The 21,982-nt window shown below is 60.1% G+C and carries 21 protein-coding genes and 1 tRNA gene; 12 read left to right on the forward strand and 10 right to left on the reverse strand.

Annotation, left to right across the window (positions count from 1 at the left end; all coding sequences use genetic code 11):
* Nucleotides 1–62 precede the first annotated feature (62 nt).
* Nucleotides 63–1,280: a YbfB/YjiJ family MFS transporter gene (locus KVY02_RS11795; protein WP_016914457.1), complete on the reverse strand. Its 1,218-nt coding sequence runs from the start codon at nucleotides 1,278–1,280 to the stop codon at nucleotides 63–65.
* A 223-nt stretch (nucleotides 1,281–1,503) separates the two neighbouring features.
* On the opposite strand from KVY02_RS11795, the gene KVY02_RS11800 reads away from it, so the two are divergent.
* Nucleotides 1,504–2,763: a M20/M25/M40 family metallo-hydrolase gene (locus KVY02_RS11800; RefSeq protein ID WP_218313586.1), complete on the forward strand. Its 1,260-nt coding sequence runs from the start codon at nucleotides 1,504–1,506 to the stop codon at nucleotides 2,761–2,763.
* Between the two features lie 452 nt (nucleotides 2,764–3,215).
* On the opposite strand, the gene KVY02_RS11805 is transcribed toward KVY02_RS11800, so the two are convergent.
* The gene (locus KVY02_RS11805; protein WP_205738322.1) at nucleotides 3,216–4,328 is read right to left on the reverse strand and encodes an RNA-guided endonuclease TnpB family protein; all 1,113 of its coding nucleotides are present in this window, start codon (nucleotides 4,326–4,328) and stop codon (nucleotides 3,216–3,218) included.
* A 419-nt stretch (nucleotides 4,329–4,747) separates the two neighbouring features.
* On the opposite strand from KVY02_RS11805, the gene KVY02_RS11810 reads away from it, so the two are divergent.
* The 3 genes from KVY02_RS11810 (at nucleotide 4,748) to KVY02_RS11820 (ending at nucleotide 8,058) form a co-directional block, all read left to right on the forward strand.
* Entirely contained in the window at nucleotides 4,748–5,545 is a 798-nt protein-coding gene (locus KVY02_RS11810; protein ID WP_256357485.1) for a MipA/OmpV family protein, read from the forward strand.
* 64 nt (nucleotides 5,546–5,609) lie between these two features.
* Nucleotides 5,610–7,262 (forward strand): alpha/beta hydrolase, encoded by a 1,653-nt coding sequence (locus tag KVY02_RS11815; RefSeq protein ID WP_218313587.1) that lies wholly within the window; start codon nucleotides 5,610–5,612, stop codon nucleotides 7,260–7,262.
* A gap of 643 nt (nucleotides 7,263–7,905) precedes the next feature.
* Complete coding sequence (locus KVY02_RS11820; RefSeq protein ID WP_081195643.1) at nucleotides 7,906–8,058, forward strand: metallothionein; 153 nt, start codon at nucleotides 7,906–7,908, stop codon at nucleotides 8,056–8,058.
* 318 nt (nucleotides 8,059–8,376) lie between these two features.
* Here KVY02_RS11820 and KVY02_RS11825 read toward each other — a convergent pair whose 3' ends face one another.
* The 8 genes from KVY02_RS11825 to KVY02_RS11860 all read right to left on the reverse strand — a co-directional run bounded on the left by KVY02_RS11825 (nucleotide 8,377) and on the right by KVY02_RS11860 (nucleotide 13,197).
* On the reverse strand, nucleotides 8,377–8,658 hold the full coding sequence (locus KVY02_RS11825; RefSeq protein ID WP_100731997.1) for an addiction module antidote protein: 282 nt from the start codon (nucleotides 8,656–8,658) through the stop codon (nucleotides 8,377–8,379).
* On the reverse strand, nucleotides 8,655–8,957 hold the full coding sequence (locus KVY02_RS11830) for a type II toxin-antitoxin system RelE/ParE family toxin (RefSeq protein WP_100732011.1): 303 nt from the start codon (nucleotides 8,955–8,957) through the stop codon (nucleotides 8,655–8,657). Before KVY02_RS11830 ends, KVY02_RS11825 begins: the two co-directional genes overlap by 4 nt.
* Before the next feature lie 323 nt (nucleotides 8,958–9,280).
* A tRNA-Ser gene (locus KVY02_RS11835) sits at nucleotides 9,281–9,368 on the reverse strand.
* 107 nt (nucleotides 9,369–9,475) lie between these two features.
* A complete protein-coding gene (locus KVY02_RS11840; protein WP_081195622.1) occupies nucleotides 9,476–9,982 on the reverse strand; it encodes a YiiD C-terminal domain-containing protein in 507 nt (168 codons plus the stop codon).
* Nucleotides 9,983–10,006: 24 nt separating this feature from the next.
* Complete coding sequence (locus tag KVY02_RS11845) at nucleotides 10,007–10,567, reverse strand: nitroreductase family protein (protein WP_039181222.1); 561 nt, start codon at nucleotides 10,565–10,567, stop codon at nucleotides 10,007–10,009.
* 25 nt (nucleotides 10,568–10,592) lie between these two features.
* The gene (gene queF / locus KVY02_RS11850) at nucleotides 10,593–11,426 is read right to left on the reverse strand and encodes an NADPH-dependent 7-cyano-7-deazaguanine reductase QueF (RefSeq protein ID WP_039181225.1); all 834 of its coding nucleotides are present in this window, start codon (nucleotides 11,424–11,426) and stop codon (nucleotides 10,593–10,595) included.
* 38 nt (nucleotides 11,427–11,464) lie between these two features.
* Nucleotides 11,465–12,238, reverse strand: a complete 774-nt coding sequence (locus tag KVY02_RS11855) for an ABC transporter permease (RefSeq protein ID WP_016914465.1) — start codon at nucleotides 12,236–12,238, stop codon at nucleotides 11,465–11,467.
* Complete coding sequence (locus KVY02_RS11860) at nucleotides 12,235–13,197, reverse strand: ABC transporter ATP-binding protein (protein ID WP_218313588.1); 963 nt, start codon at nucleotides 13,195–13,197, stop codon at nucleotides 12,235–12,237. Before KVY02_RS11860 ends, KVY02_RS11855 begins: the two co-directional genes overlap by 4 nt.
* A gap of 270 nt (nucleotides 13,198–13,467) precedes the next feature.
* Between KVY02_RS11860 and KVY02_RS11865 the strand changes: the two genes are divergently transcribed.
* The 8 genes from KVY02_RS11865 to KVY02_RS11900 all read left to right on the forward strand — a co-directional run bounded on the left by KVY02_RS11865 (nucleotide 13,468) and on the right by KVY02_RS11900 (nucleotide 21,657).
* Complete coding sequence (locus KVY02_RS11865) at nucleotides 13,468–15,096, forward strand: methyl-accepting chemotaxis protein (RefSeq protein ID WP_081195621.1); 1,629 nt, start codon at nucleotides 13,468–13,470, stop codon at nucleotides 15,094–15,096.
* An 868-nt stretch (nucleotides 15,097–15,964) separates the two neighbouring features.
* Nucleotides 15,965–16,717, forward strand: coding sequence for a hypothetical protein (locus tag KVY02_RS11870; RefSeq protein ID WP_003296443.1), 753 nt, complete (start codon nucleotides 15,965–15,967; stop codon nucleotides 16,715–16,717).
* 118 nt (nucleotides 16,718–16,835) lie between these two features.
* A complete protein-coding gene (locus KVY02_RS11875) occupies nucleotides 16,836–17,075 on the forward strand; it encodes an AlpA family transcriptional regulator (RefSeq protein WP_003296444.1) in 240 nt (79 codons plus the stop codon).
* Between the two features lie 10 nt (nucleotides 17,076–17,085).
* Entirely contained in the window at nucleotides 17,086–17,949 is an 864-nt protein-coding gene (locus tag KVY02_RS11880) for a ParA family protein (protein ID WP_218313589.1), read from the forward strand.
* Nucleotides 17,933–18,193: a type II toxin-antitoxin system HicA family toxin gene (locus KVY02_RS11885; RefSeq protein ID WP_003296446.1), complete on the forward strand. Its 261-nt coding sequence runs from the start codon at nucleotides 17,933–17,935 to the stop codon at nucleotides 18,191–18,193. Before KVY02_RS11880 ends, KVY02_RS11885 begins: the two co-directional genes overlap by 17 nt.
* Nucleotides 18,186–19,880 (forward strand): ParB family protein, encoded by a 1,695-nt coding sequence (locus KVY02_RS11890; protein WP_218313590.1) that lies wholly within the window; start codon nucleotides 18,186–18,188, stop codon nucleotides 19,878–19,880. The genes KVY02_RS11885 and KVY02_RS11890 overlap by 8 nt, the downstream gene beginning before the upstream one ends.
* Nucleotides 19,881–19,891: 11 nt before the next feature.
* Complete coding sequence (locus tag KVY02_RS11895) at nucleotides 19,892–20,452, forward strand: DUF2857 domain-containing protein (RefSeq protein ID WP_003296448.1); 561 nt, start codon at nucleotides 19,892–19,894, stop codon at nucleotides 20,450–20,452.
* On the forward strand, nucleotides 20,452–21,657 hold the full coding sequence (locus KVY02_RS11900) for an STY4528 family pathogenicity island replication protein (protein ID WP_106763487.1): 1,206 nt from the start codon (nucleotides 20,452–20,454) through the stop codon (nucleotides 21,655–21,657). The genes KVY02_RS11895 and KVY02_RS11900 overlap by 1 nt, the downstream gene beginning before the upstream one ends.
* The last annotated feature ends 325 nt before the right edge of the window (nucleotides 21,658–21,982 follow it).

The raw sequence follows: 21,982 nt of genomic DNA on the forward strand, positions 1-21,982 counted from the left end.
GCCTATCCTAGAGGATTTTGCCCTCGAAGCCCACGCATCTCTGGGTCGCGCCAGCGCTTTTTCTATGCGGCCAGCGCCTTGGCCTCAGCGTCCAGCCGCTGCGCCGTGTAGTCGATGCGACGTAACCATATCAACAGCAACGCCCCTGTCGTCACGAAGCCACCGGCCAACCAAAGCCCCAGGTAGTAGTGCCCAGAGGCTTCCGCCAGCATGCCCGTCAGCGCCGGCGCAACGATTTGTGCAGCCCCATACGCCAGCGTCATTTGGCCCATCAAGCGAGCGGGGCTCGCTGGGTAAAGCCGCCCTGCCATGGTCAATACCAGACTCACACAGCCCAGAAAGGTACCGCCATACAGCACGGCGCTTACCAGCACGCCCGGCAAGGTCGGGCTGACGGCAGGCAGCACAATGCCAACGACCTGAACCAGCATCGCAACGATCAAGGCGCCCAGGTAGCCAATCCGCCTTGCTATCAGATCCCACAGCATTACAGTGGGAGCCGCTGCCAATCCGACTAGCGCGAACGCCCAGTTACCCGCTCCCGCCAGCAGCGGTTCACGCTCGACGATGGCGACCAGAAAGGTGGCGCTGATGACGTAACCGTACCCGGCACAAAAATAGGCAGGCAGCATCAAGCGCATGAAGGTACGGCTGGGCGGCCGGACCGGTGCAGCATGCTCAGACGTGCCTGGAAGCGGCTTTACGGGGCGAGGCAGCCAGCACCATGCGGGCACCAGCAGCACCAGCCCTAGCAGGCTAAAGCCCCACCATTGGGCTTGCCAGCCCAGCGCAAGCGCTTGCATGAATTCAACGGCCAGCGCCGCCACCACGATGCCAACCCCCACCCCAGCAAAATGGATCCCAAGCTCGCCACGCTGATGATGCTGAATCAGCCAATGGAGAATCAGTCCGGACGCCAGCAGCATGGAACCACTGCTGGATAACCCCGCGATAAACCGCAGGCCTGCCCATACCCAGAAGTGCTCGGTCAGCGCCATCCCTAGCGTACTCAGCACCGCCAATACGAGCCCAGTCCGGAACAGAGTATCCTTCAGGTGCAAGGTGCGGATAGATGCGGCCAGCACAGCGCCCAGCATGTAGCCGGCATAGTTGAGTGCCGCCAGCCAACCACCATCGGCATCATTGAGCCAACTCTGCTGCTGCATTACGGGCAATAGCGGGGTATAGGCGAATCGCGCAATACCAATGCACAATATCTGGCTAAACACCCCTGCCAACAGAACTTTAAAACGAGGACTGACCAGCGTTTCTGCCGTCATGGCAACACTCCCAGGACATCGATACCATGGTAGTTTCATCAGCGTGCATACGTTAATGATCATAGTAAGGTGTTTCAGACAGCGCGTCATGGCCACCTAGGTCGGGGGTGCGCTTATCCCGCGCGCATGCAACCGCCGCCGTTGCCCCACCCACTGGCGACAGAACACGCCACAATCTGGCAGACTAGTCATCACTAACCACCGCTGTAAGTGAGGTTTCACCATGACTGATACCGCAACACCCTGGACCCAGCCCATGCCGGACGCACAGTTCACCCTGATGCGTGACATTCTGTCGGCGCCCAGCCCCGTAGGCCTGGAGGGCGCCATGACCTATGGCGTTCTCAAGCCCTATTTCGAAAGCTTTGCCCCGGCGGGCTGGCACCTGCATCAGTTCAAGGGCAACGCCGGTGTGGTACTGGACACGCATCCGGGCCAGGACGACATGTTCAAGCTGATGATCATCGGCCATGCCGACAAGATCCGCATGCAGGTTCGCTCGATTGGGGAAGACGGCAAGATCTGGATCAATACCGACTCTTTCCTGCCGGGCGTGCTGATCGGCCATGAAGTCACCCTGTTCAGTGAAGACCCAGAGGCCCCAGGCAGCTACCGCCGCATCGACGGCGGCACGGTGGAAGCCCTGGGCGCGATTCACTTCTCCGACCCGGCCCAGCGTGATGGCAGCAAGGGCATCAAGAAAGAGCAAATTTACCTGGACCTGCAAATTCACGGAGAGAACAAGAAGCAGCAAGTCCTCAACCTGGGCGTGCGCCCCGGCGACTCGATCATCTTCAATCGTCCCATCCGCCCGGGGTTCAGCCCGAATACCTTCTACGGCGCCTACCTGGATAACGGACTGGGCTGCTTTGTCGCCGCCGAAGCCGCTCGGCTCGTTGCCGAAGCCGGTGGCACCGACAAGGTTCGCGTCATGTTTGCGATTGCCAGCTACGAAGAGATCGGCCGCTTCGGCAGCCGCGTGATGGCGGGCGAGCTGAAGCCCGATGCAATCATCGGCGTGGACGTCAACCACGATTACGTGGGCGCGCCCGGCATTGGCGACAAGCGCATGCAGCCGCTGGAAATGGGCAAGGGGTTCACGCTGTCGGTGGGCTCGATTGCCAGTGAGCAGTTGAATCGCATCATTGCCACCGCCGCCAGGGAGCACGACATTCCCATGCAGCGGGATATCGTCGGGGTAGATACCGGCACCGACGGCATGGCAGGCGTACTGGCCTCCATCGACAGCGCGGCCACCTCCATGGGCTTCCCCATCCGCAACATGCACACCATTTCGGAAACCGGCAATACCCAGGACGTATTGGCAGCCGTGCATGCCCTGGCACACACCATCCAGGCCATGGATGCCATGCCCGACCTGCATCAGGCTTTCAAGAACAACCACCCGCGCCTGGACGAAGCCAGCCCACTTGCCCACCAGGGCAGCAGCAAACCGGAAAGCGGTACTGACAGCACCGACTGACCCCGGTACTTCCCACCATGGTGGCTGAGGAAAACCTTAAATTACTGTCCGGTATTAGTTGACCACTACAGCCACGATGGGCGAATAGGCAAAAAAAACCCCGGCCATGACTGGCCGGGGCAGTACTGACTCCTCCCTGATCCTTCTTCATGAACGTCCTGTTCATGCATCCCTGGTGCTCAAGCGCTCCTTGCTTGATAGTACTCCCTGAAGGCACGTTTCCTTATGCCACTGCCTACTCTGCAGCTTCTATATGACAACTGCATTAACCTGAGTTGACATCCTCCCCTCCCTCAGCTTGCGCTGCCGCCTCGCGGCGGAAAGGAAGGGGATTCCCAGGTTGTTGCCTTCCTGGTTCCTGCTTCGCTGTCCGTTGCCCTCAATGCCCTGGCATTGCCGGTCTTACACAAACTCCACAGGCGTTAATTCCCGAGTGCCCCTCGGTAGTTACTTCAACGCTCGGCACCCGCTAATAGCGCGGTGCCAGCTTGTAGGATGTTGCGGGCGGCATTGAGGTCACGGTCAATGCCTTCGGTGCCACAGCCTGGGCAATCCCAGGTGCGAACAGTGAGCGGTAGCGATTCCATGACAAATCCACAGCCATGGCAGCGTTTTGAGCTTGGGTACCAGCGGTCGATCTGGACGAATTGGCGTCCGGCCCAAGCCGCTTTGTACTCAAGCTGGCGCACCAACTCCCCCCAGCCAACATCACTGATGGCGTTAGAGAGATGGCGATTTTTGACCATATTTTTAACCTGCAAACTCTCCGCCGCGATCACTTGGTTCTCGTTAACGATCTGGCGGGTGAGTTTATGCAGGTGGTCACGCCGTGTATCGGCAATTTTGGCGTGACAGCGAGCGACCTTTAACCGTGCCTTGGCACGGTTGTTAGAGCCTTTTTGCTTACGGCTCAATTGCCGCTGTGCCCGAGCCAGTTTCCTCTCATAGTGTGCCGTATGGCGCGGGTTATTAACCCGTTGACCCTCGCTGGTCACGAACAGGTCTTTTAGTCCCAGGTCGATACCGATCATGTTAGGCGTGATCGGCAGCGTCTCAGTATCTACCTTGCACAGACAGCTAATGAAGTAGCGGCCTGCTGCGTCCTTTGACACGGTGACGGTGCTAGGCGCTGACGGTAGCTCGCGGCTCCAGCGAATGCTCAACGGTTCGCGGCACTTGGCGAGCGTGATCTGGCCGTCACGGTACGAAAATGCCGAACTGGCAAAGGTGGCTGACTGCCGGTGCTTTTTGGATTTAAAGCTGGGATACCGCGCCCGCTTGGCAAAGAAATTCTTGAAAGCGGTTTGTTGGTGGCGCAGGCATTGTTGCAGTGGCACCGAACTGACCTCGGCCAGAAAGGCGGTGTCAGGCTGCTTTTTTAACTGTGTCAAAAACGCGCTGGCGTCGATGTAACCGATTTTTTCCTGACGCTGATAGAACGCATCGGTGCGATAGCGCAGCACCGCGTTCCAGACAAACCGCACGCACCCAAACGTACGCGCCAGCAGGGTTGCCTGCTCTGGCGTGGGGTAGAAGCGGTATTTATAGGCGCGTTCGGTTATCATATCTTACAAATTATCGTGCTTTATGTAAGATTACAAGGCACAAGGCACAAGGCGTCCTGCCGGACGCCGCGCTATCCATCCTCGCACTCAAAGTACGAGGTTTTACGCGCTGACTGATAAAAAAACCCCGACCATCGCTGGCCGAGGCTTTATCAGGTCCTCCCTGATCCCACTTCACGAACGTCCTGTCCATGCATCCTTGTGCGCCGCAAGCACTCCCTGCTTGCACTTCCTTGTAACGCTGTCCCTGCGTCATGGGCACACAGTGCGCCTTATAGACGTCGAGTTATCTAACCTGGGATATGAAAAGTTAAAAAGTTTTTATGGGCGGGCCGTGATAAATATCAAGCGCTGGCTTGCGATTGGTTTTAAACCAAACATACAATCATGCATGCTTTTCTCACATTCTGGATGCTCCCATGCCAACTCGCTCCCTGTTTTCAAGCCGTTACTCTCGCTCCCACTTACGCCCCTTGGGCTGCCTGGTAACGCTCGCCTGCATGGCCCTGGCCCCCATGGCGCTGGCCGACCAATGGAGCGGCAGCGTGGGCGCGGGGGTTGCTTACGCCCCTGATTATGCCGGTAGCGACGACTACGAAGCCCGCGCACTGCCCGTACTGAACCTGGCCTATGGCGACCAGCTGTCCATCAATCTGCGCGATGGCATCGAGTGGCACGCCTTGCGCCAGGGCAACTGGAGCGCCTCGCCCTTTATCGGCTACACCTTCGGCCGCGATAACAAGGGTGACCTTGGCGCCTTCGAAAAAATCGATGGTGGCGCCACGCTGGGCTTGCGAGTCGGTTACCAGGATGGGCCCTGGCGCTACAGCGTGGCTGGCAGCCGCGCAGTGACCGGCGACATGGAAGGCGCCACGTTCTCGGCGAGCGCCACCCTGCGCACCCCGCTCAGCGAGCGTTTGCTGCTGGTGCTATCCCCCAGCGTCAACTACTCCAACGAGCGCTGGACTCAATCTCTGTATGGAGTTTCCGACCAGGATAGCGCCCGCAGCGGAGTGGCCACCTACGCACCGGATGGCGGCTATTGGCAGCTGGGCGCAAACGCCAGCCTGAGTTACGCCTTGACCCCTGAGTGGACAGCCACCGGCTTCGTCGGCGCTACCCGACTGACCGGCAACGCCGCCGACAGCCCGATCGTCGATGCGCTGGGAAGCCCCTGGCAGGCGCTGAGTGGGGTATCACTGACCTACCGTTTCTAATACACTAGCGTCTGGGACCCACACGCCAAATGGATTGCCCTCGAACCAGGCCATGAAAAACGTTATGGAAAACCGTCTCGAGCACTTTCGCATGAGGCCCTTGCTGAGCCGCTTGTCGGGCACGGGCCTACTGCTTGCCACGCTCTTTTTTGCCTTTTCACTCACCCCAAGCCTGGTGCCCCGCCCCTTGCTGGCTCAGGGCATCGTCTCCGGGCTCAGCGTCACGGCGGGGTATGCCCTGGGCGTCATTGCGCGCACGCTGTGGCACTACCTGCACCTGCCAGAGCCCAGAGCCGCTGTAGAGCGCACGCTCAAGCAGCTGGCCGCCCTGGTCGCGCTGGTGGTGTCGGTGATTTTTCTATGGCGCGCGGCCGAGTGGCAAAACAGCATTCGCGAACTGATGGAGATGGACCCCACCAGCGGCACACGCCCGCTGGCCGTGGCGCTGATCACCATGGGGGTCTTTCTGAGTCTGCTGCTGGTCGCGCGGCTGTTCAAGCGCACCTTCAAGCTGCTCTCGTACAAGCTTGCCCATGTGCTGCCCCATCGCACGGCCCAAGTGCTGGGCATCGTCTCCGCCGTGGCGCTGTTCTGGCTGATCATCGAGGGCGTCATCTTTTCTTACGCACTACAGGTGGCTGACCGCTCCTACCAGCAGGTGGACGAGCTGATGCAGGATGACCTGAGCCCCCCGCAAGCGGCCAATGTGCCCGGCAGCGCCGAGTCGCTGATCAGTTGGGAAGCGCTGGGTAGCCGGGGCAGGCGCTTCGTCACCCAGGGCCCTACGGCCGAGGATATGGAAGCGTTTCTGGGTGAGCCCGCGCTCGACCCCATTCGCGTCTATGTCGGGCTCAACGCCGCCGAAACCGCCACTCAGCGCGCCGAGCTGGCCCTCGAAGAGCTAATCAGAACCGGCGGGTTCGAACGCTCGGTCATGGTCATCGCGACCCCCACTGGCCGCGGCTGGATCGACCCTCGTTCCCAGCACAGCGTGGAGTATCTTCATCGCGGCGATATTGCCACGGTGGCCGCCCAGTACTCGTATCTACCCAGCCACCTGTCGCTGATCTCCGAAGCAGAGTACGGCGTCGAGAGTGCCCGCGCGCTGTTTTCGGCCATTTACCGCTACTGGAGCCAGCTGCCAAGCGATGAGCGACCGCAGCTTTACCTCTTTGGCCTGAGCCTGGGCGCGCTCAACTCGGATCTATCCTTCGATCTTTACGATATCATCGACGACCCCTTTCAAGGCGTGCTGTGGAGCGGCCCTCCCTTTCGCAGCGACACCTGGCGCGCCGTGACCGCCGACCGCGATCCGGGTTCCCCCGCATGGCTACCCACGTTTCGCGAGGGCGCGGTTGTCAGGTTCATGAACCAGACCCAAGGGCTGGAGAAAGCCGCTGCCCCATGGGGAGATTTCCGCATTGCGTTTCTGCAATATGCCAGCGACCCCATCACCTTTTTCGAGCCTGCGGCGTTCTGGCGAGAACCCGAGTGGATGCGCGCACCTCGTGGGCCAGATGTTTCTCCAGCGCTACGCTGGTACCCCGTGGTGACCATGCTACAGCTGCTGGTCGACCTGACCGTGGGCAGCGCCCCCGACGGCTATGGGCATGAAATCGCCGCCGAACACTACATCGATGCCTGGGCAGCCCTCACCGAACCCGACGGCTGGGATGCTGAGCAATTGCAGCGCCTGCGCGATCATCTGACGCGCTGACGATAACCCATTTCACCGGCAGGCTATTTAGCCTGCTATTTTTTGTGCCAACTGTAAAATTATAAACATTTGTTAAATATACACTTTATGATCGAGCAGCAGCATTTCTGTACTATTCAAGTACAATAAAAATACAATTTTATCTTGTACATTAATTGTCACTCACCTATAGTTCAAAGCGTTCGCGGCAGGGATACCGCGTGACAAGGGAATGTGCGCTTAGGATGAGCGAAGACGATTCAGGGACCGAGCAAGCTCAGGACGAGCTTTCGTCAATCAGGGAAGAAGAAGTACCGCAGTACACGGACTGATCATTCAGGACGCTCTGTACCGCGATGAAAAAAGCGTCCTCATTCGTGAGGGCGCTTTTTTTTATGTATCCTCCCCATGCCCCTTTCAGCAGGTACCCGGGTGATGCTCGATACCAGGCAGTTTTTTCGCCAAGGGCCCGTGCACCGGCCCGAAGTTAGCAGCGACTTTGTCGCGATTCGCCGCCAGTTCGACTTTTCCTTGCGCTAGGCAGCGCCCTGGCGCGCTCGACGCCTTGACAGCAGTCATCACCAGCAAAAAACCTCACAACGCAATTACATAACACCCAGGGTGCGCACTACGCTTGAAGAGACAACCCACAGGAGGTTCTACCATGTCTCAGCAACAGTGCGCATGCCCGAAGTGTCATTGCAAGGTGGACAGCCACTCCATCGAAAAAGAGGGTCAACTCTTCTGCTCGACGGCCTGCGCGACAGGCCATGCCGATGGCTCTACCGATTGTGGCCATGACTGCAAGTGCGGTTGAACCCACCCGATAACCGCCCTCCCCACTGCGATGCCCGGCCAAACGCCGGGCATCGGCCTATCAAAGCGTGCGAAACCGCCCATCACCGACTAGGCTTACCTTTCAACCATTCTCAAAGGAAGAGATCATGCCCTCTACTACTACCATCGTCGTCATTGTCGTCGTCATCGTAGCGATTTTCGGATTCAGCGGCGGCCTGCGTTTCTAGGATAGCGGCACGTCTCAACAGTGGTGTGTGATGGCCCTGCCTGGTCTATGCCTCACCAACGAAAACGCCCCGCTTGAAAGGCGGGGCGTATCACGGAATCGTTGATCGTCTTACGATACTTCAGCACGTAACGTAAAGCCCAAGGCTTTTGTCACCTTCATAATCGTTGCAAAACTTGGGTTTCCATCAGCAGAAAGCGCCTTGTACAACCCTTCGCGAGTCAACCCCGTATCACGAGCAAGCTGTGCCATACCACGGGCGCGGGCAATATCGCCAAGCGCTGCCGCCACCAGGGCAGCGTCGCCCTCTTCAAGGCAGGCTTCAAAGTACAACACCATTTCCTCTTCGGTATTCAAGTGGTCAACGACATCCCATTTACGCAGCGTGCTCATGGTGCCTCCTTCAAATCGCGTGCCAATTGCTTCGCGATATCAATATCTTTTGCCTGGCTGGATTTATCACCGCCCGCCAACAAAATAATCAGCTCATACCCCCGCTGGACAAAATAGACTCGATAACCAGGCCCGTAGTGAATCCTCAATTCCGAGACTCCTTCCCCCACCGGCTCACAATCCCCGAAGTTGCCCAGCTCAGCCCGGCGCAGACGAGCCAGAATTTTCGCTCTGGCCCGAGCATCGCGTAATTTATCGAACCAGTCCGAATAAGTGTCGGTTTCGCTAATTATTTTCATGTTCTTAATGTAAACCACAGTTCACACAAGAGCAAATAATCCCTTCAATACAAACCGCCATACGCACACCTGCAGCGCAGGATAGCGCCTATGTGTAGAAGGCATGTTGTGTTATGAGGCAATCAGGAGGCACGGTAAGCGCCTTAAACCATAACTGGAAAGTTAGCGTGGCTTTACGAAATCGGCGGTCAAGAGACAGCAGGACAGTGAGAAAAGAGAAACAGCTAGACCTGCAGTTCCCAGGGTGATTCCCAAATCAGTCACAAGACCCAGAAACGATGAAGGGGAATCAACATAAGATGTTGATTCCCCTTCTATATTCGTGGCGGAGAGGGAGGGATTCGAACCCTCGAAGCCTTTCGACTTACACACTTTCCAGGCGTGCTCCTTCGACCACTCGGACACCTCTCCACATTGTGTGCTCTGCTGCAGGGCGTTGCCTTTCTCAACAGAACGGCGCATATACTATGCGTTAAGCTGTGAAATAGCAAGCCTTTTTCACATCAGGGCTTTTCACGTCAAGGGCTGGGCAGCACGGCATAGCGGCTGCTGGCTTCCAGACATAGCGTGTCGCCGCAGTAGAGCTGCTGGCTGAGCGCGATGCTGCCTTTGCCGCGTTCGTGCAGCCGTTCTGCCAGCGTTGCGGGGCCGCCGCTGCTGCTGGGCGTACAGATGAGGCGGTAGTCGCCGGTCACCGGGGCGACGAAGCGCTGGCTGGCATCCGCCACGACCACGTCTTGTGCCCTTCCCTGCTGGCGCAGCCACAGGGTCACCCAGCACCATCCTTGCAGGGTGGCTTGTGCCGCCAAGGCACCGCCAAAGCCGGTGCCTTTATCATTGAGGTTAGGCGCCAGCGCCAGGTGCCAGGTCAACGCGTCGTTGGCGTGGCTCACGTCACTGATGCCCAAGGCTCCCACCATGGGAATCGCCTCGCCCAGCCAGCGGTGGAAGGCGTGCAGGTCTTCCTTGCCTTCTGGCAGCGGTAGACGCGGGTGCGGTAGGCCTGGCTGGCGTGACGGGCTCATGGGGGCTCCTCGGCGGTTAAGCGCTCAATCCCAGCGTTCGACGAAATCGGCGGCGTTATGCTCGGGTACCGGCTTGTGACGACCGGCCAGGCTGCCCAGGTAGATGAACGCGACTACTTCATCCTCCTTGTCCAGCCCCATGCCCTTGCGCACCACCGGGTCGAAGGCATACTTGCCGCTGCGCCACATGGCGCCCAAGCCCAGGGCGTGTGCGGCCAACAGAATCCCGTGGGCAGCACAGCCCGCTGAAATGACCTGTTCGACCTTGGGCACCTTGGCAATATCTGGCGTCACCTTGGCAATCACGGCGATCACCATGGGCGCGCGCAGGGGCTTTTTGCGGGCAGCGTTCAGGGTGTCATCGCTGGCGTGCGGGTCTTCCTGGAACTCCGCTTCGGCGAACAGTTCTCCCAGGCGCTCGCGCCCTTCTCCGACGAACTCGATAAACCGCCACGGGCGTAGCTCCTTGTGGTCGGGGGCACGCAGGGCGGCGCGGTAGATGGCGCTGAGCTGTTCCGGGCTGGGGGCAGGCTCGGTGAGCTTGCCCATGGAGCTACGTTCGTGCAGCAGCGTAAGAGCGTCCATTGGTGTCTCCTTTCCTGGGTCGGTATCACTGGCGCGCCAGGCGTAGCGGGCTGGGCGGCGCCATGCCCGGCGTGGCACGCCAGGGGCTGATGTCCAGCCCACCACGGCGCACGTAACGCGCCAGCACCAGCAGTGATTCTGGCTGGGCGTACTGCATGAGATCCGTGAAGATATGCTCGACGCAGTGCTCGTGAAAATCCTGATGCTGGCGGTAGCCAATCAGGTAGCGCAGCAGTCCTTCGCGGTCGAGGCGCGGGCCTTTATAGCGAATCAGCACGCTCCCCCAGTCGGGCTGCCCGGTCACAGGGCAGTTCGATTTGAGCAGATGCGAATGCAGCGTCTCTTCCACGATATCATCGTGGGTGGTCAGGTGCTCGGCGCTGGGGGTGTAGTGGCTGACCTCGATATCCAGGTCGTCCAGGCACTCCCCTGGCAAGCGTCGCGGGGCCAGCGCTTCGTCATCCACCGGTAACAGCTCGACGCTGACCGGGGCACCCGCCGCACCGCTCAGGTCGCGCACCAGGATGGCTTCTACCTCGGCCTGGCTGGCAAAGCGCGTCTGGTTGAGGCTGTTGAGGTAGAGCTTCCAGGATTTTGACTCGATCAACTGCGGCGAGCTTGCCGGCAGCCGAAAGCGCGCCACCGCCACCACCGGCTTGCCGCGTCCATTCAGCCAGGAGACTTCGAAAGCGTGCCACTCGTCTTCACCCACGAAGGGCAACGCGCTTTCTTCGATCCCCAGCGGCGCGCGATTGGCCGCCCGAGGAATGGGGTACAGCAGTGCCGCATCGTACTGCTCGGGGTAGGCAGAATCGCGCCCCAGCGGCGCGTGTTCCAGAGTATCAGGGCGGTGTGCCATGCAAAACGTCTCCTTCAAACCAGGGGCCCTTGGGGCACTTAACTGCGAATACCTTTGCCACGCTCCAGCATGGTCAGCGCCACCATGAACAGCACCACGATGAACGCCATGATAGCCGTCAGCGCCCAACCGACGGGAATGTCAGACACCCCCAGAAAGCCATAGCGGAAGACGTTGACCATGTACAGAATCGGGTTGAGCATCGAGACGCCCTGCCAGAAGTCCGGCAGCATCGAAATGGAGTAGAACACGCCGCCCAGGTAGGTCAGCGGGGTCAGGATGAACGTCGGCACGATGGAAATGTCATCGAACTTGTTCGCCAGCAGGGCATTGATGAAGCCACCTATGGAGAACAGCGCCGAGGTCAGCACCACGACCAGTATCGTGAGCAGCGGATGCTCCACCGTCAAGCGGGTGAAGAACAGCGATACCAGCGTCACGATGAGCCCGACGCCCAGGCCTCGGGCCATGCCGCCCAGAATGAAGCCAGAAAGAATCACGCTATTGGGCATGGGCGAGACCATCATCTCTTCCACCGAGCGCTGAAACTTGTTGGAAAAGAAGCTGGAGGCCACGTTGGAGTAGCTGTTGGTGATCACCGACATCATGATCAACCCGGGCACGATGAAATCCATATAGCTGAAGCCATCCATCTCACCAATGCGCGAGCCGATCAGGCTGCCGAAAATGATGAAGTACATGGCCATGGTGATCGACGGTGGCAGCAGGGTTTGCGGCCAGATACGGGTAAACCGCTTGATCTCCTTGAGCACCAGTGTCCACAGCGCGACCAGGGTTTGTGTGGCATTCATGCGTTGGCCTCCTGCTGCTCACGTTGATCCAGAGCCGCCTGGCTGCTCTCTACCATGGAAACGAACATCTCTTCCAGACGATTGGCGCGGTTGCGCATGGAAACCACTTGAATGCCCTGCTCACTGAGCGATGAGAACACGTTGTTCAGCTGCTGGCCTCGGTGAATGGCCACTGAAAGCTGGGAGGGTTCCACCTGGTGAACCTCGAAACCCGGCACCTGAGGCGCTTGCGCGACGGGAGCCGCCAGGTCCAGCAGGAAGGTTTCCGTGTCCAGCTCGGCCAGCAGCTCGCGCACGCTGGTATTACGCACGATCTCGCCGTGATTGATGATGGCGATATTGCGGCACAGGCTTTCGGCTTCTTCCAGATAGTGGGTCGTCAGAATGATCGTCGTGCCTTCGTCGCGGTTGATGCGCCGCATGTACTCCCACATGCTGCGACGCAGCTCGATATCCACCCCCGCCGTGGGCTCATCGAGAATCAGCAGCTTGGGGCGATGCATCAGCGCACGCGCAATCATCAGGCGGCGCTTCATGCCGCCGGAGAGCATCCGCGCGCTGCCGTTGCGTTTTTCCCACAACCCCAGGTCGGTCAGCAGCTGCTGGGCACGGGGCAGCGCTTCACTACGTCGCATGCCGTAATAGCCCGCCTGGGCCAATACGATATCCAGCACTTTCTCGAACTGGTTGAAGTTGAACTCCTGCGGCACCACGCCCAACTGGTACTTGGCTTTGGCGAAATCCTTGTCGATGTCGATACCAAAAATCGACACCTTGCCCGCGGTTTTCTGCACCAGGGAACATACCACGCCCAGAGTGGTGGATTTACCTGCCCCATTGGGGCCCAGCAGTGCAAAGAAGTCGCCCTGCTGAACGTCCAGATCAATCCCTTTTAACGCTTGAAAGCCGTTGCCGTACACCTTGGTAAGGCCACGGATCGACAATGCCGGTTCGGCCATGAACATGTCCTGTCAGCAAAATGAGAGCTTATGAAGCTAGATGGGAAGATATCGGGGCGAACGCATATTTTTTCAAGCTAACGAACTCGATGCCCTCACGGCGAGCCAGATGACTGTTTTACAAAGGTTAAGGCTACATTAGGCGACACTTTGCCACGCTATTGCAGCAGAACTCAGGCAATTAATACTTTAGTATGACGCGCGCACCGGGCGCTGCGTCAGCACCGGTGCCAAGGGAACAATCGAACATAACAGAGAGCTTGCCTGATAATGAGCACTGCCATTACCTCTTCCAGCGTTGCGCCGCCATCGACGGAGCACGCGACGACCTCACCTGCGCGCTATCGACTCTCCACGCTGCCCCTGCGTCGTCAGCGCCTGATAGGCGTCGGCGTACTGTGGCTGATCCTGGCCGTCATGATCGCCATCAATGCCTGGCAAAGCCGTAACTTGCTGTATAGCGAACGCGAACAGCGCATGGTGACGGCAGTCGACATCGGCATTTCCACGCTGCAACACTACCACCACCTGGCCGAGCAAGGTCAGCTGTCCGTTCCCGATGCCCAGCGCCTCGCCTTCAACATGCTGCGCGACATACGCTTTGGCGAAGATGACAACTACCTCTTCGCCTTCAACGGCAACCTGCGCATGCTCGCCCACCCCCGCAGAGAGGTCGGCGAAGACATTTCTCAGGTGAGCGACCCCGAAGGCACGCTGATCTTCCAGACAATGCTGGACAACACACGAGCCAATGGCAGCGGTTTCACCGAGTATTACTCCAACTTTGCGCGCGGCAGCGATGCCCGCCCGCTGGTACGCACTTACTCCGAGGTCTTTGCCCCGTGGGATACGTACGTGGCCAGTGGCGTTTTTGTGGGCGACGTCAACAGCACCATCGTCAGTCAGTTGATCGGAAGCATTCTGGTAGGAATTTTGGCAGGCGTACTGGTGACCCTGGCCTTCTGGGGTATGATTACCATGATTCTGCGCCGGTTGGGGGGTGAGCCCAACTATGCTGCTGGCGTGGTATCACGCATTGCCCAGGGCGATCTGACCGCTCCCGTGGCCCTGCACCCCAACGACACCAGCAGCCTGCTCTACGACATTCGCTCGATGCGCGATAAGCTACGTGAAGCCATGACCGACATCTACACCACCAGCGAGGCGGTGGATGGCAACGCCGGTGATATTGCTGCGGGCAATCAGGAGCTGTCGTCACGCACCGAGCAGCAGGCCGCCGCCCTTCAGCAAACATCTGCCAGCATGGAAGAAGTCACGGCGACCGTTCGCCAAACCGCCGACAGCGTGGCCCAGGCCAAAGAGCTGGTACGCAGCGCAGGCGAAACCTCGCAGGCAGGCCAGCAGGCCATCGGCAATGCCGTCAACTCGATGCAGGAGATCAGCGCCGAGGCCGACAAGATCACCGACATCGTCACACTGATCGACAGCATTGCCTTCCAGACCAATATTCTGGCGCTCAACGCTTCGGTGGAAGCGGCCCGCGCCGGCGAACATGGCCGTGGTTTTGCCGTGGTGGCCGGCGAAGTTCGCCAACTGGCCAACCGCTCCGCCACGGCCGCCCACGAGATCAAAGGGCTGATCAACGCCTCCAATGCCCAGGTCAGCAACGGCGCCGGGCTGGTCGATACGGCCAAACAACGGATGCAGGACATCGACCTGCAAATTCAGAAGGTCAACGACCTGTTCGAGGAGATCACCGCCGCCACCTACGAGCAGACCCGCGGCATCGAACAGATCAACGTGGCAATCGCCCAGCTAGACCAGGCCACTCAGGACAATGCCTCCATGGTGCAGCAGACCGCCACCTCTGCCCAGGACCTCAAACAGCGCTCACAGTCGCTCAACAGCGTGGTCGGCCACTTCACTCTGGTGGATTGAGCCACTCGGCCCGGGCGCATGCGCCCGGGCATTCCGCCTGCTTAATCTCAAACGGCGCCCACGAAAAAGCGCTGCTCAAGGCAGTGGCCGAACGGATAACAGAGACGAAGGGGATCCAGCGAGGGAAAATCAGAAAAAGCGATGAAAAAGCACGGACAAAGACACAAGAGGGAGGACCGTTGAACTGGAGCGGGAAACGGGACTAGCACTGACGCGCTAAGCGTATGTTTTCCAACTCTTTTCTTCGCTGAGGGTCTCAACGAAGGCCTCAATTTTAGCCTCGTTTTCGGGCGTCGTCAACGAAGACCGTCCACCAATTTCCACTCGCCGCCAACACCATCCGCTCACCTGCGTGCTACCCCGTGCCGAGGCAGTCCGCTGCATCGCGTACGTGTGCGCGAACTGAGTGCGCATCTCTCAGCCTTGCACAGCTGATCATGCGCAAGGCGGAGCGAGGCAGTCAGTTGCTATGTCGATCTATCAGGATGCCGTGGAAGTCTCACCGGCATCGCCTCCCCCCTGGCCAGCACCAATCAAACCGCATAGACGCAGCGCCGAGGCAAGTCGGTTAGACCCCTTATAGAACACGCGATACGAAATGAGTCTTGATGAAAAAATCAAGGCCGACGACGCTGACAGGCGTGTACAAGCGCAACCAGGTGCGGTCACTAATCGCTCGATGGTCGAAGCATCGCGATTTTCACATATCGAGCGGGCAATGGCCACTGGCCTTGAGCATGTGGACCCAACATGCTTCGGCATACCCCGCCAACGTGCGCCCAAGAAGCCAAACAACAAATGCCGTGACCATACGTCGATCGGCAGCAGAGGAGTCGGTGATGTAGCGCTCCCGCAAGGAGATGGAGACATGCATGAAGAGCTGCCAGCTTCAAAGGTGTTCTATCGTCCGATTGAGGCCGCCATACGCTGGGCAGGATTATGGCGTTACTCGCAAGAAATCCTGTCCTCCATCTCGTCGCCTAGAAATCTGCCGAGAACGCTCAATTGCCCCCGATGGGATGAACTGCGACTCTGCACGGAACGCATCTACGATGCCATCGTCAACGGTGAGCTTCCCTATGGTCGAAACGGCATCACGTTGAACGATGAATCCCTGCTTGATTCCCATGAGTTGACCGTGCGCCACCTCGATCTCAAACACTGGATGCAAACCCACTACCCAGGGCATCGACCTGCTTTTCTTTTCAGTCGCATCGAGCGCATCGCGCACCCCGTCATCACGCTGGAAGCCGGACAGGCCATGTTGGTGGAACGCCAAGCCATGAAGGCGGAGCTTGAGCTTTGTCGTCGCGAACTGCGGAACCTCAAGGAGCGTCACGAAGAACTGCTCAAGCAATCTGGGGCAATCCCAGCCTGCGGCCAGTGTTCTCTCAGTGATCGTGCGGAGGCCACCTACCTGCACATCATTGGCAGCATGTTGGAGCTGATGCTGAGCAGATCTCCTTCGGGCAAGCCGCACTCTTGCTTCAGCACCCAGGAGGCCATCGTCAGCGCGTTGATCGCTCATCGTGGCGGCACCATGGGCATCACCGAGCGCACGCTGAACGGCAAGTTCGCCAGCGCACGGAGGAAGCTGGGCAGCGCTAGCGTAGTTGCTTGAGGTTTTCCAGCTTGTATCTGCAGTCTGGGAAATTGCATTTGCAATGTACTTCGGAAGCCATGTCTATTGAATAGAGGTCACCCCAACAAACGCCACTGAGCGTTAAGGAGTGACCACTATGTCGCAGCCCACTGCACTGCTGCCCGGCGAGCGCCGCATCCTGCGGCTGGACGAAGTCGAGGCCAAATCCGGATTCAAACGCGCGCATATCTACTCGCTCATGAAAAAGGGTGAGTTTCCCCAATCGCTACGCCTCGGCGTTCGCGCTGTCGGATGGGATTCCACCGAGATCGATCTGTGGATAACCGAACGTCTCAAGAACCGCGCGCAGCAGCCAGCTCTCCCGAGCGATGTCTGAGGAGAGCCCTATGCAGGTCGTATCCATCATTTCGACCAAAGGCGGCGTGGGCAAGACCACCGTCGCGGCCAACCTCGGCGCATTCATCGCCGACGCAGGTCTGCGCGTGCTGCTGCTCGACCTGGACATGCAGCTAACCCTGTCGTCCTACTACGAGCTGAAGCATCGCGCACCGGGCGGCATCTACGAGCTTCTGGCCTTCAACGAACGCGACCTGGCGAACCTGGTGTCGCGCACCGTCATCGACAACCTGGATCTGGTGCTGTCCAACGACGAGCACCGGCAGCTCAATACCTTGCTGCTGCACGCCCCAGATGGACGCCTGCGGTTGCGCAACCTGATGCCAAACTTCCAGCCGCACTACGATCTGGTGGTCATAGACACCCAGGGCGCGCGCAGCGTATTGCTGGAAATGGCACTGCTGGCGTCCCAGCAGGCCGTGTCGCCCGTCACACCGGAAATCCTGGCTGCACGCGAACTGCGGCGTGGAACCCTGCAATTGGTCGAGGACATCACGCCGTACCGAAAGCTGGGCATTGAACCGCCCGCACTGCAGTTGCTGATAAACCGCGTCCCCGCCGTCTCGTCCAACGCGCGCCTGATCCAGCAGACGCTACGCCTGATCTTCCAGGAGCAGGCCAGCATCCAGGTACTGGCCACTGAAATTCCTGCGATCGAAGCTTTTCCGCGCGCAGCCACCCGAGGCCTGCCTGTTCATCGCGTCGAGCATCGACGGCCTTCGGGCCGTCAGGCATTGGCCGCGTTGGAGATCGTGCGCGGCCTGGCAAATGAGCTATGCCCTCAGTGGCAGGAACGGTTCGCAGCGGTCACCGGCAAGGCCGGAGGGAGGTTCGCCCATGTCGAACGCCCATGAACTGGCCCGCGGCCACAAGCGGTTGCTGCCGCTGATCGAGTATGCCCTGAGCGAAGGATGGGAGGTCGTTCGTACCCCAGGTGGACATCTCAAGTTCACCCGGCCGGGCCTGCCACCGATCTTCACCAGCGCCACCGCCAGCGACCACCGAGCGGGGCTCAACGCCCGCGCCATGCTGCGGCGAGCCCAGCGTGGGCTCGAACCCTCGGAGCTTCCTACGCAGGAAGGAGATGGCCATGCCTGACATCTCCCCCCAGGACGTTGCAAACAAGCTCCTGAGCGATGGCTTCACGCGCAGCGGCCCCGTCGCGAGCAGCTTGAGCGATCCGATTGAGGATACGCCGATGGTCGTGACGCTCGATGAACTGCGGCCGTATGAGCTTGATCCGCGCCTCACCCGCAACCCGCTTTACGACGACATCAAGGCGTCGATTCGCGAACGCGGACTCGACGCTCCCCCGCCCATCACGCGGCGTCCAGGCGCGGATCACTACATCATCCGCAACGGCGGCAATACGCGTCTGGCGATCCTGCGCGAACTCTGGAGCGAGACACGGGACGAGCGCTTCTTCCGCATTGCCTGCCAGTTCCGGCCATGGCCAGAACGCGGAGAAATAGTTTCCTTGACGGGCCATCTCGCGGAAAACGAGCTGCACGGCGGCCTGTCGTTCATCGAGCGCGCATTGGGCGTGCAGAAAGCCCGGGAACTGTATGAAGAGGAAACCGGCAAACCCTTGTCCCAATCCGAGCTGGCACGCCGCCTCAAGGCGGACGGCTATCCCGTGCCGCAACCCCACATCAGCCGGATGCAAGAGGCCATCCAATATCTGCTGCCCGCCATCCCGACCGTGCTTTACGCCGGCCTGGGGCGGCACCAGGTCGAGCAACTGACCAGCCTGCGGCGCGCCGCCGACAGAGTCTGGTCGGCCCGCAATCGCCAGGCCCACTCCCACCTCGATTTCCCCACGTTGTTCCAGGACGTGTTGGCACTGTTCGACAGTGCGGCGGGCGGCTTCAGCGTTCAGCGCGTCCAGGACGAACTGGTCGGCCAGATGGCCGATCTGCTCGACATGGAATACGACACGCTGCTCTTCGAGATTACCGACTCGGATCGGCGCTGGCAGGTCCTCAGCAGCGAGCCTGCCGGCGAACCCGAATCACCTCCCGCGCCAGCACCATCCCTGTCGTCGCCATCGACAGCGTCGACCGGGCAGCCATCCTCGCCCCCGCCACCGGAGCAGACATCGACGACGCCTTCGGCGCCGACAGCCGCGCCGCCCGCACCGGGTCCGGAGGAATCCGACGATGCGCAGCGTGCCACCCTGTTGCAGGAGCACATCGTATCGCCAGCCGGCACAACCGAGCGGCTGCAATCCATCCAGCGCCTGGTCGCGGATCACACCGGCGAGACGTTGCCGGATTTCGAGCGCAACGTCTTGCAGTCGATCCCGATTCAGGCAGGAAGTCTCTATCCGATTACCGACGTCTGGTACATCGAACCCGCGCTGGACGACCCCGATCGCCTGCGCACGCATATCGCGCAGTTCGCCCGCGAGATTGCCGGCGAAGCCGTTCTGCAAGACCTGGTCGAGGCGTGCCAGGAAGGCATCGGTTTTCGATGCCGGCAGCCCGAGGCCGAGCCAACACCCGATCGGCACGCCCAGGCGACGCTGGCACTGCTGCATGCCCTGAGCACGCCTTACTTGGCGACCGATCAGTCGGTCACGAGCATCGATCTTTCGATTCTCACCGAAATGCTGGGAGCGCTTCTACAAGGTACCCCGGCAGTCACCGGAGCGCAGCAAGGCTTGCCACACAGGCTCAGCGACAACGCCCTGGTGAAACTGTTCCGCCTGCTGCGGCTTGCCCGTCGCTTGAGGGACATCGAGTCCGGCATCGCCGATGGCGACCATGCCATCACCGGATCATGAGAGGCGTAGCCATGTCCGGACCTCACCCACTTAACCAGGCAGTGATCGCCCAGGCACTTCATGATCTACGCAACGGCCAGTTGCGCCGGGCCAAGTCGATGGGGTTCGACGACAAGGATCTGGATGCCCTCAAGCATCCCGCGATGGCCAGCGTGCTGGCCAACGCCAACGTGTCGTGGTGCTCGGTAGTCGTCAACCGCGATGTGCTGCGTCGTCTGCTGCACCAGGTAGAAGACGTCACCGAGGAGGTGGTGAAGATCGATCGGCTACTGCGCCTGGGCGCCAGCACGGAGCTGATCAGCAAATTCTTCGGCTTGACCCACCAGGAGATCGCCTTGCGTCGCAGTGTCATCGGCCTGCCGAAACGCAAGGGGCGGCATCCGGTATTGACCGAGGAACAGGACACCGACCTGTGGAAGCGCTGGTCCTCGACAGTGAAGGAGCAGGAAGTCGACAGCAACGACGACATGGGAATGCTGGGCGTCGCGGCGGATCTCGCCGAGGCCACTGGGCTGCCTCTGTCCGTGATCTGGAATGCCTTGCGCGGATGGATCGATGAAGGGCTGACCTGATGACGGATGGGCCACACCCTACGCGCGGCCCCGTCCGGCTGGGCGAGCTGTTCGAGCAGGCGCTCGGCCAACTGGCACCTCAACAGCCGCCGCCGGCCCCATCTGCAGTCTCACCACCGACCGACGGCTTTCTCTATAGTGGCAATCGACACGACAGCGTGCCGCGTGCATTGCTGCTGGACCGGCGCCTGACACCGCTTGAACGCAACGGCTGGCAGGTGTTCCGCCTGATGCTGGCGGACGACGGCATCACCGCCATGCCCACCTACGACCAGCTTGCGCCTTGGCTGGCCTCCATGCCTTGTGCCGAGAGGGCATCGCACGAGACGGTGGCCCGAGCGCTGACCGTGCTGCGACTGACGCGCTGGATCAGCCTGGTGCGGCGCCGGCGTGATCCCAGAAGCGGGCGCATTCAGGGCAACCTCTACGTCCTGCACGACGAACCGCTCACCCCTTACGAAGCCATCCAGCTCGATGCCGATTATCTGGAGTTGGTCAGCCAGGCACTGACGCATGCCAGCAAATCCGTCCAGCGCGTGGGCGCGACCACCCTGCAGGAGTTGACGCAAGACCCCATGCTCAGCGGCCGAGTGCTGCCGAGTCGCCTGGAGATTCTGTCACAGCGGCTGTCAGCGCAGGGCTGGAACGGCACATCGAGTTATCCACAGGGCGGCGGCGAACACGATTCCGAAGACGGCTCCGACGACCGTCTTCGGAATCTGGCGAACCTCTCTTCGGATTCCGAAGCAGGCCGGAAAAGCCCGGAAAACGGCGCACTTCGGAATCCGAAGTCGGACCGTACAGTACGTATAAAAGAAAGTATTAAAGAAGTACGTACAGTACCGCGCGCGCAAGAAGAACGTCAGCAACTGCAGTTGCCCAGGCGCTTCCTGGCGCTGAAGGCGGAGCAGCAGAACGGCGCGCTGGCCGCGATGCAGTCAGTGGATCACGATCTGCGGCAAGCCCTGCTGGACGAATGGGATGCACGTTGCGCCTCCACGACGATCCGCAATCCCACCGGCTACCTGTTCGGCATCATTCAGAAAGCCTTACGGGGAGAATTTCGCACCTGGGCTGCACAGAAGGCGCCTGCGGCGCCAGTCAACAGGACACCAGAGCCCGATCCGCCGCCCGCCACACCTGCTGATGCGGAAGTCGCGAAAGCTCATCTGGCGCGCCTGCAGGAACTGTTGCGCTCGACCTGACACGCCCGCGAGCCGGCACGGCGTCGAGAGTCATCAGCCCGGAAGCTGCTCTGCAATGTCCAAGGTGTTCCACCGTCGCCTATACCCCGGGTATAGCGGAACACACCGCCTTCCGCCCGCAGCGGCCCTGATCCACACCGTGCTCCCCCGGCAGCATCCACTGAGCGCCATGGACGCCTATACCCCGGGTATAGCGCAACACGCAGCCTTCCGGTGCGGCATCGCAACGGTGCTTCCGAACGATGCGCGCGGCTGGCCGCTCCGACAAATCAGGCAAGCGGCGGGTTCGGTTTGATGACTGACGGCCTTCCGGCCAACCCGGATG

This window comes from Halomonas sp. 18071143 (assembly GCF_019211725.1).
In the GTDB taxonomy this organism is placed as follows: domain Bacteria; phylum Pseudomonadota; class Gammaproteobacteria; order Pseudomonadales; family Halomonadaceae; genus Vreelandella; species Vreelandella stevensii.

Coding starts and splice junctions, on each gene's coding strand:
- KVY02_RS11795 (WP_016914457.1), bottom strand. CDS start 1,280: ATGACGGCAGAAACGCTGGTCAGTCCTCGTTTTAAAGTTCTGTTGGCA.
- KVY02_RS11800 (WP_218313586.1), top strand. CDS start 1,504: ATGACTGATACCGCAACACCCTGGACCCAGCCCATGCCGGACGCACAG.
- KVY02_RS11805 (WP_205738322.1), bottom strand. CDS start 4,328: ATGATAACCGAACGCGCCTATAAATACCGCTTCTACCCCACGCCAGAG.
- KVY02_RS11810 (WP_256357485.1), top strand. CDS start 4,748: ATGCCAACTCGCTCCCTGTTTTCAAGCCGTTACTCTCGCTCCCACTTA.
- KVY02_RS11815 (WP_218313587.1), top strand. CDS start 5,610: ATGGAAAACCGTCTCGAGCACTTTCGCATGAGGCCCTTGCTGAGCCGC.
- KVY02_RS11820 (WP_081195643.1), top strand. CDS start 7,906: ATGTCTCAGCAACAGTGCGCATGCCCGAAGTGTCATTGCAAGGTGGAC.
- KVY02_RS11825 (WP_100731997.1), bottom strand. CDS start 8,658: ATGAGCACGCTGCGTAAATGGGATGTCGTTGACCACTTGAATACCGAA.
- KVY02_RS11830 (WP_100732011.1), bottom strand. CDS start 8,957: ATGAAAATAATTAGCGAAACCGACACTTATTCGGACTGGTTCGATAAA.
- KVY02_RS11840 (WP_081195622.1), bottom strand. CDS start 9,982: ATGAGCCCGTCACGCCAGCCAGGCCTACCGCACCCGCGTCTACCGCTG.
- KVY02_RS11845 (WP_039181222.1), bottom strand. CDS start 10,567: ATGGACGCTCTTACGCTGCTGCACGAACGTAGCTCCATGGGCAAGCTC.
- queF (WP_039181225.1), bottom strand. CDS start 11,426: ATGGCACACCGCCCTGATACTCTGGAACACGCGCCGCTGGGGCGCGAT.
- KVY02_RS11855 (WP_016914465.1), bottom strand. CDS start 12,238: ATGAATGCCACACAAACCCTGGTCGCGCTGTGGACACTGGTGCTCAAG.
- KVY02_RS11860 (WP_218313588.1), bottom strand. CDS start 13,197: ATGGCCGAACCGGCATTGTCGATCCGTGGCCTTACCAAGGTGTACGGC.
- KVY02_RS11865 (WP_081195621.1), top strand. CDS start 13,468: ATGAGCACTGCCATTACCTCTTCCAGCGTTGCGCCGCCATCGACGGAG.
- KVY02_RS11870 (WP_003296443.1), top strand. CDS start 15,965: ATGCATGAAGAGCTGCCAGCTTCAAAGGTGTTCTATCGTCCGATTGAG.
- KVY02_RS11875 (WP_003296444.1), top strand. CDS start 16,836: ATGTCGCAGCCCACTGCACTGCTGCCCGGCGAGCGCCGCATCCTGCGG.
- KVY02_RS11880 (WP_218313589.1), top strand. CDS start 17,086: ATGCAGGTCGTATCCATCATTTCGACCAAAGGCGGCGTGGGCAAGACC.
- KVY02_RS11885 (WP_003296446.1), top strand. CDS start 17,933: ATGTCGAACGCCCATGAACTGGCCCGCGGCCACAAGCGGTTGCTGCCG.
- KVY02_RS11890 (WP_218313590.1), top strand. CDS start 18,186: ATGCCTGACATCTCCCCCCAGGACGTTGCAAACAAGCTCCTGAGCGAT.
- KVY02_RS11895 (WP_003296448.1), top strand. CDS start 19,892: ATGTCCGGACCTCACCCACTTAACCAGGCAGTGATCGCCCAGGCACTT.
- KVY02_RS11900 (WP_106763487.1), top strand. CDS start 20,452: ATGACGGATGGGCCACACCCTACGCGCGGCCCCGTCCGGCTGGGCGAG.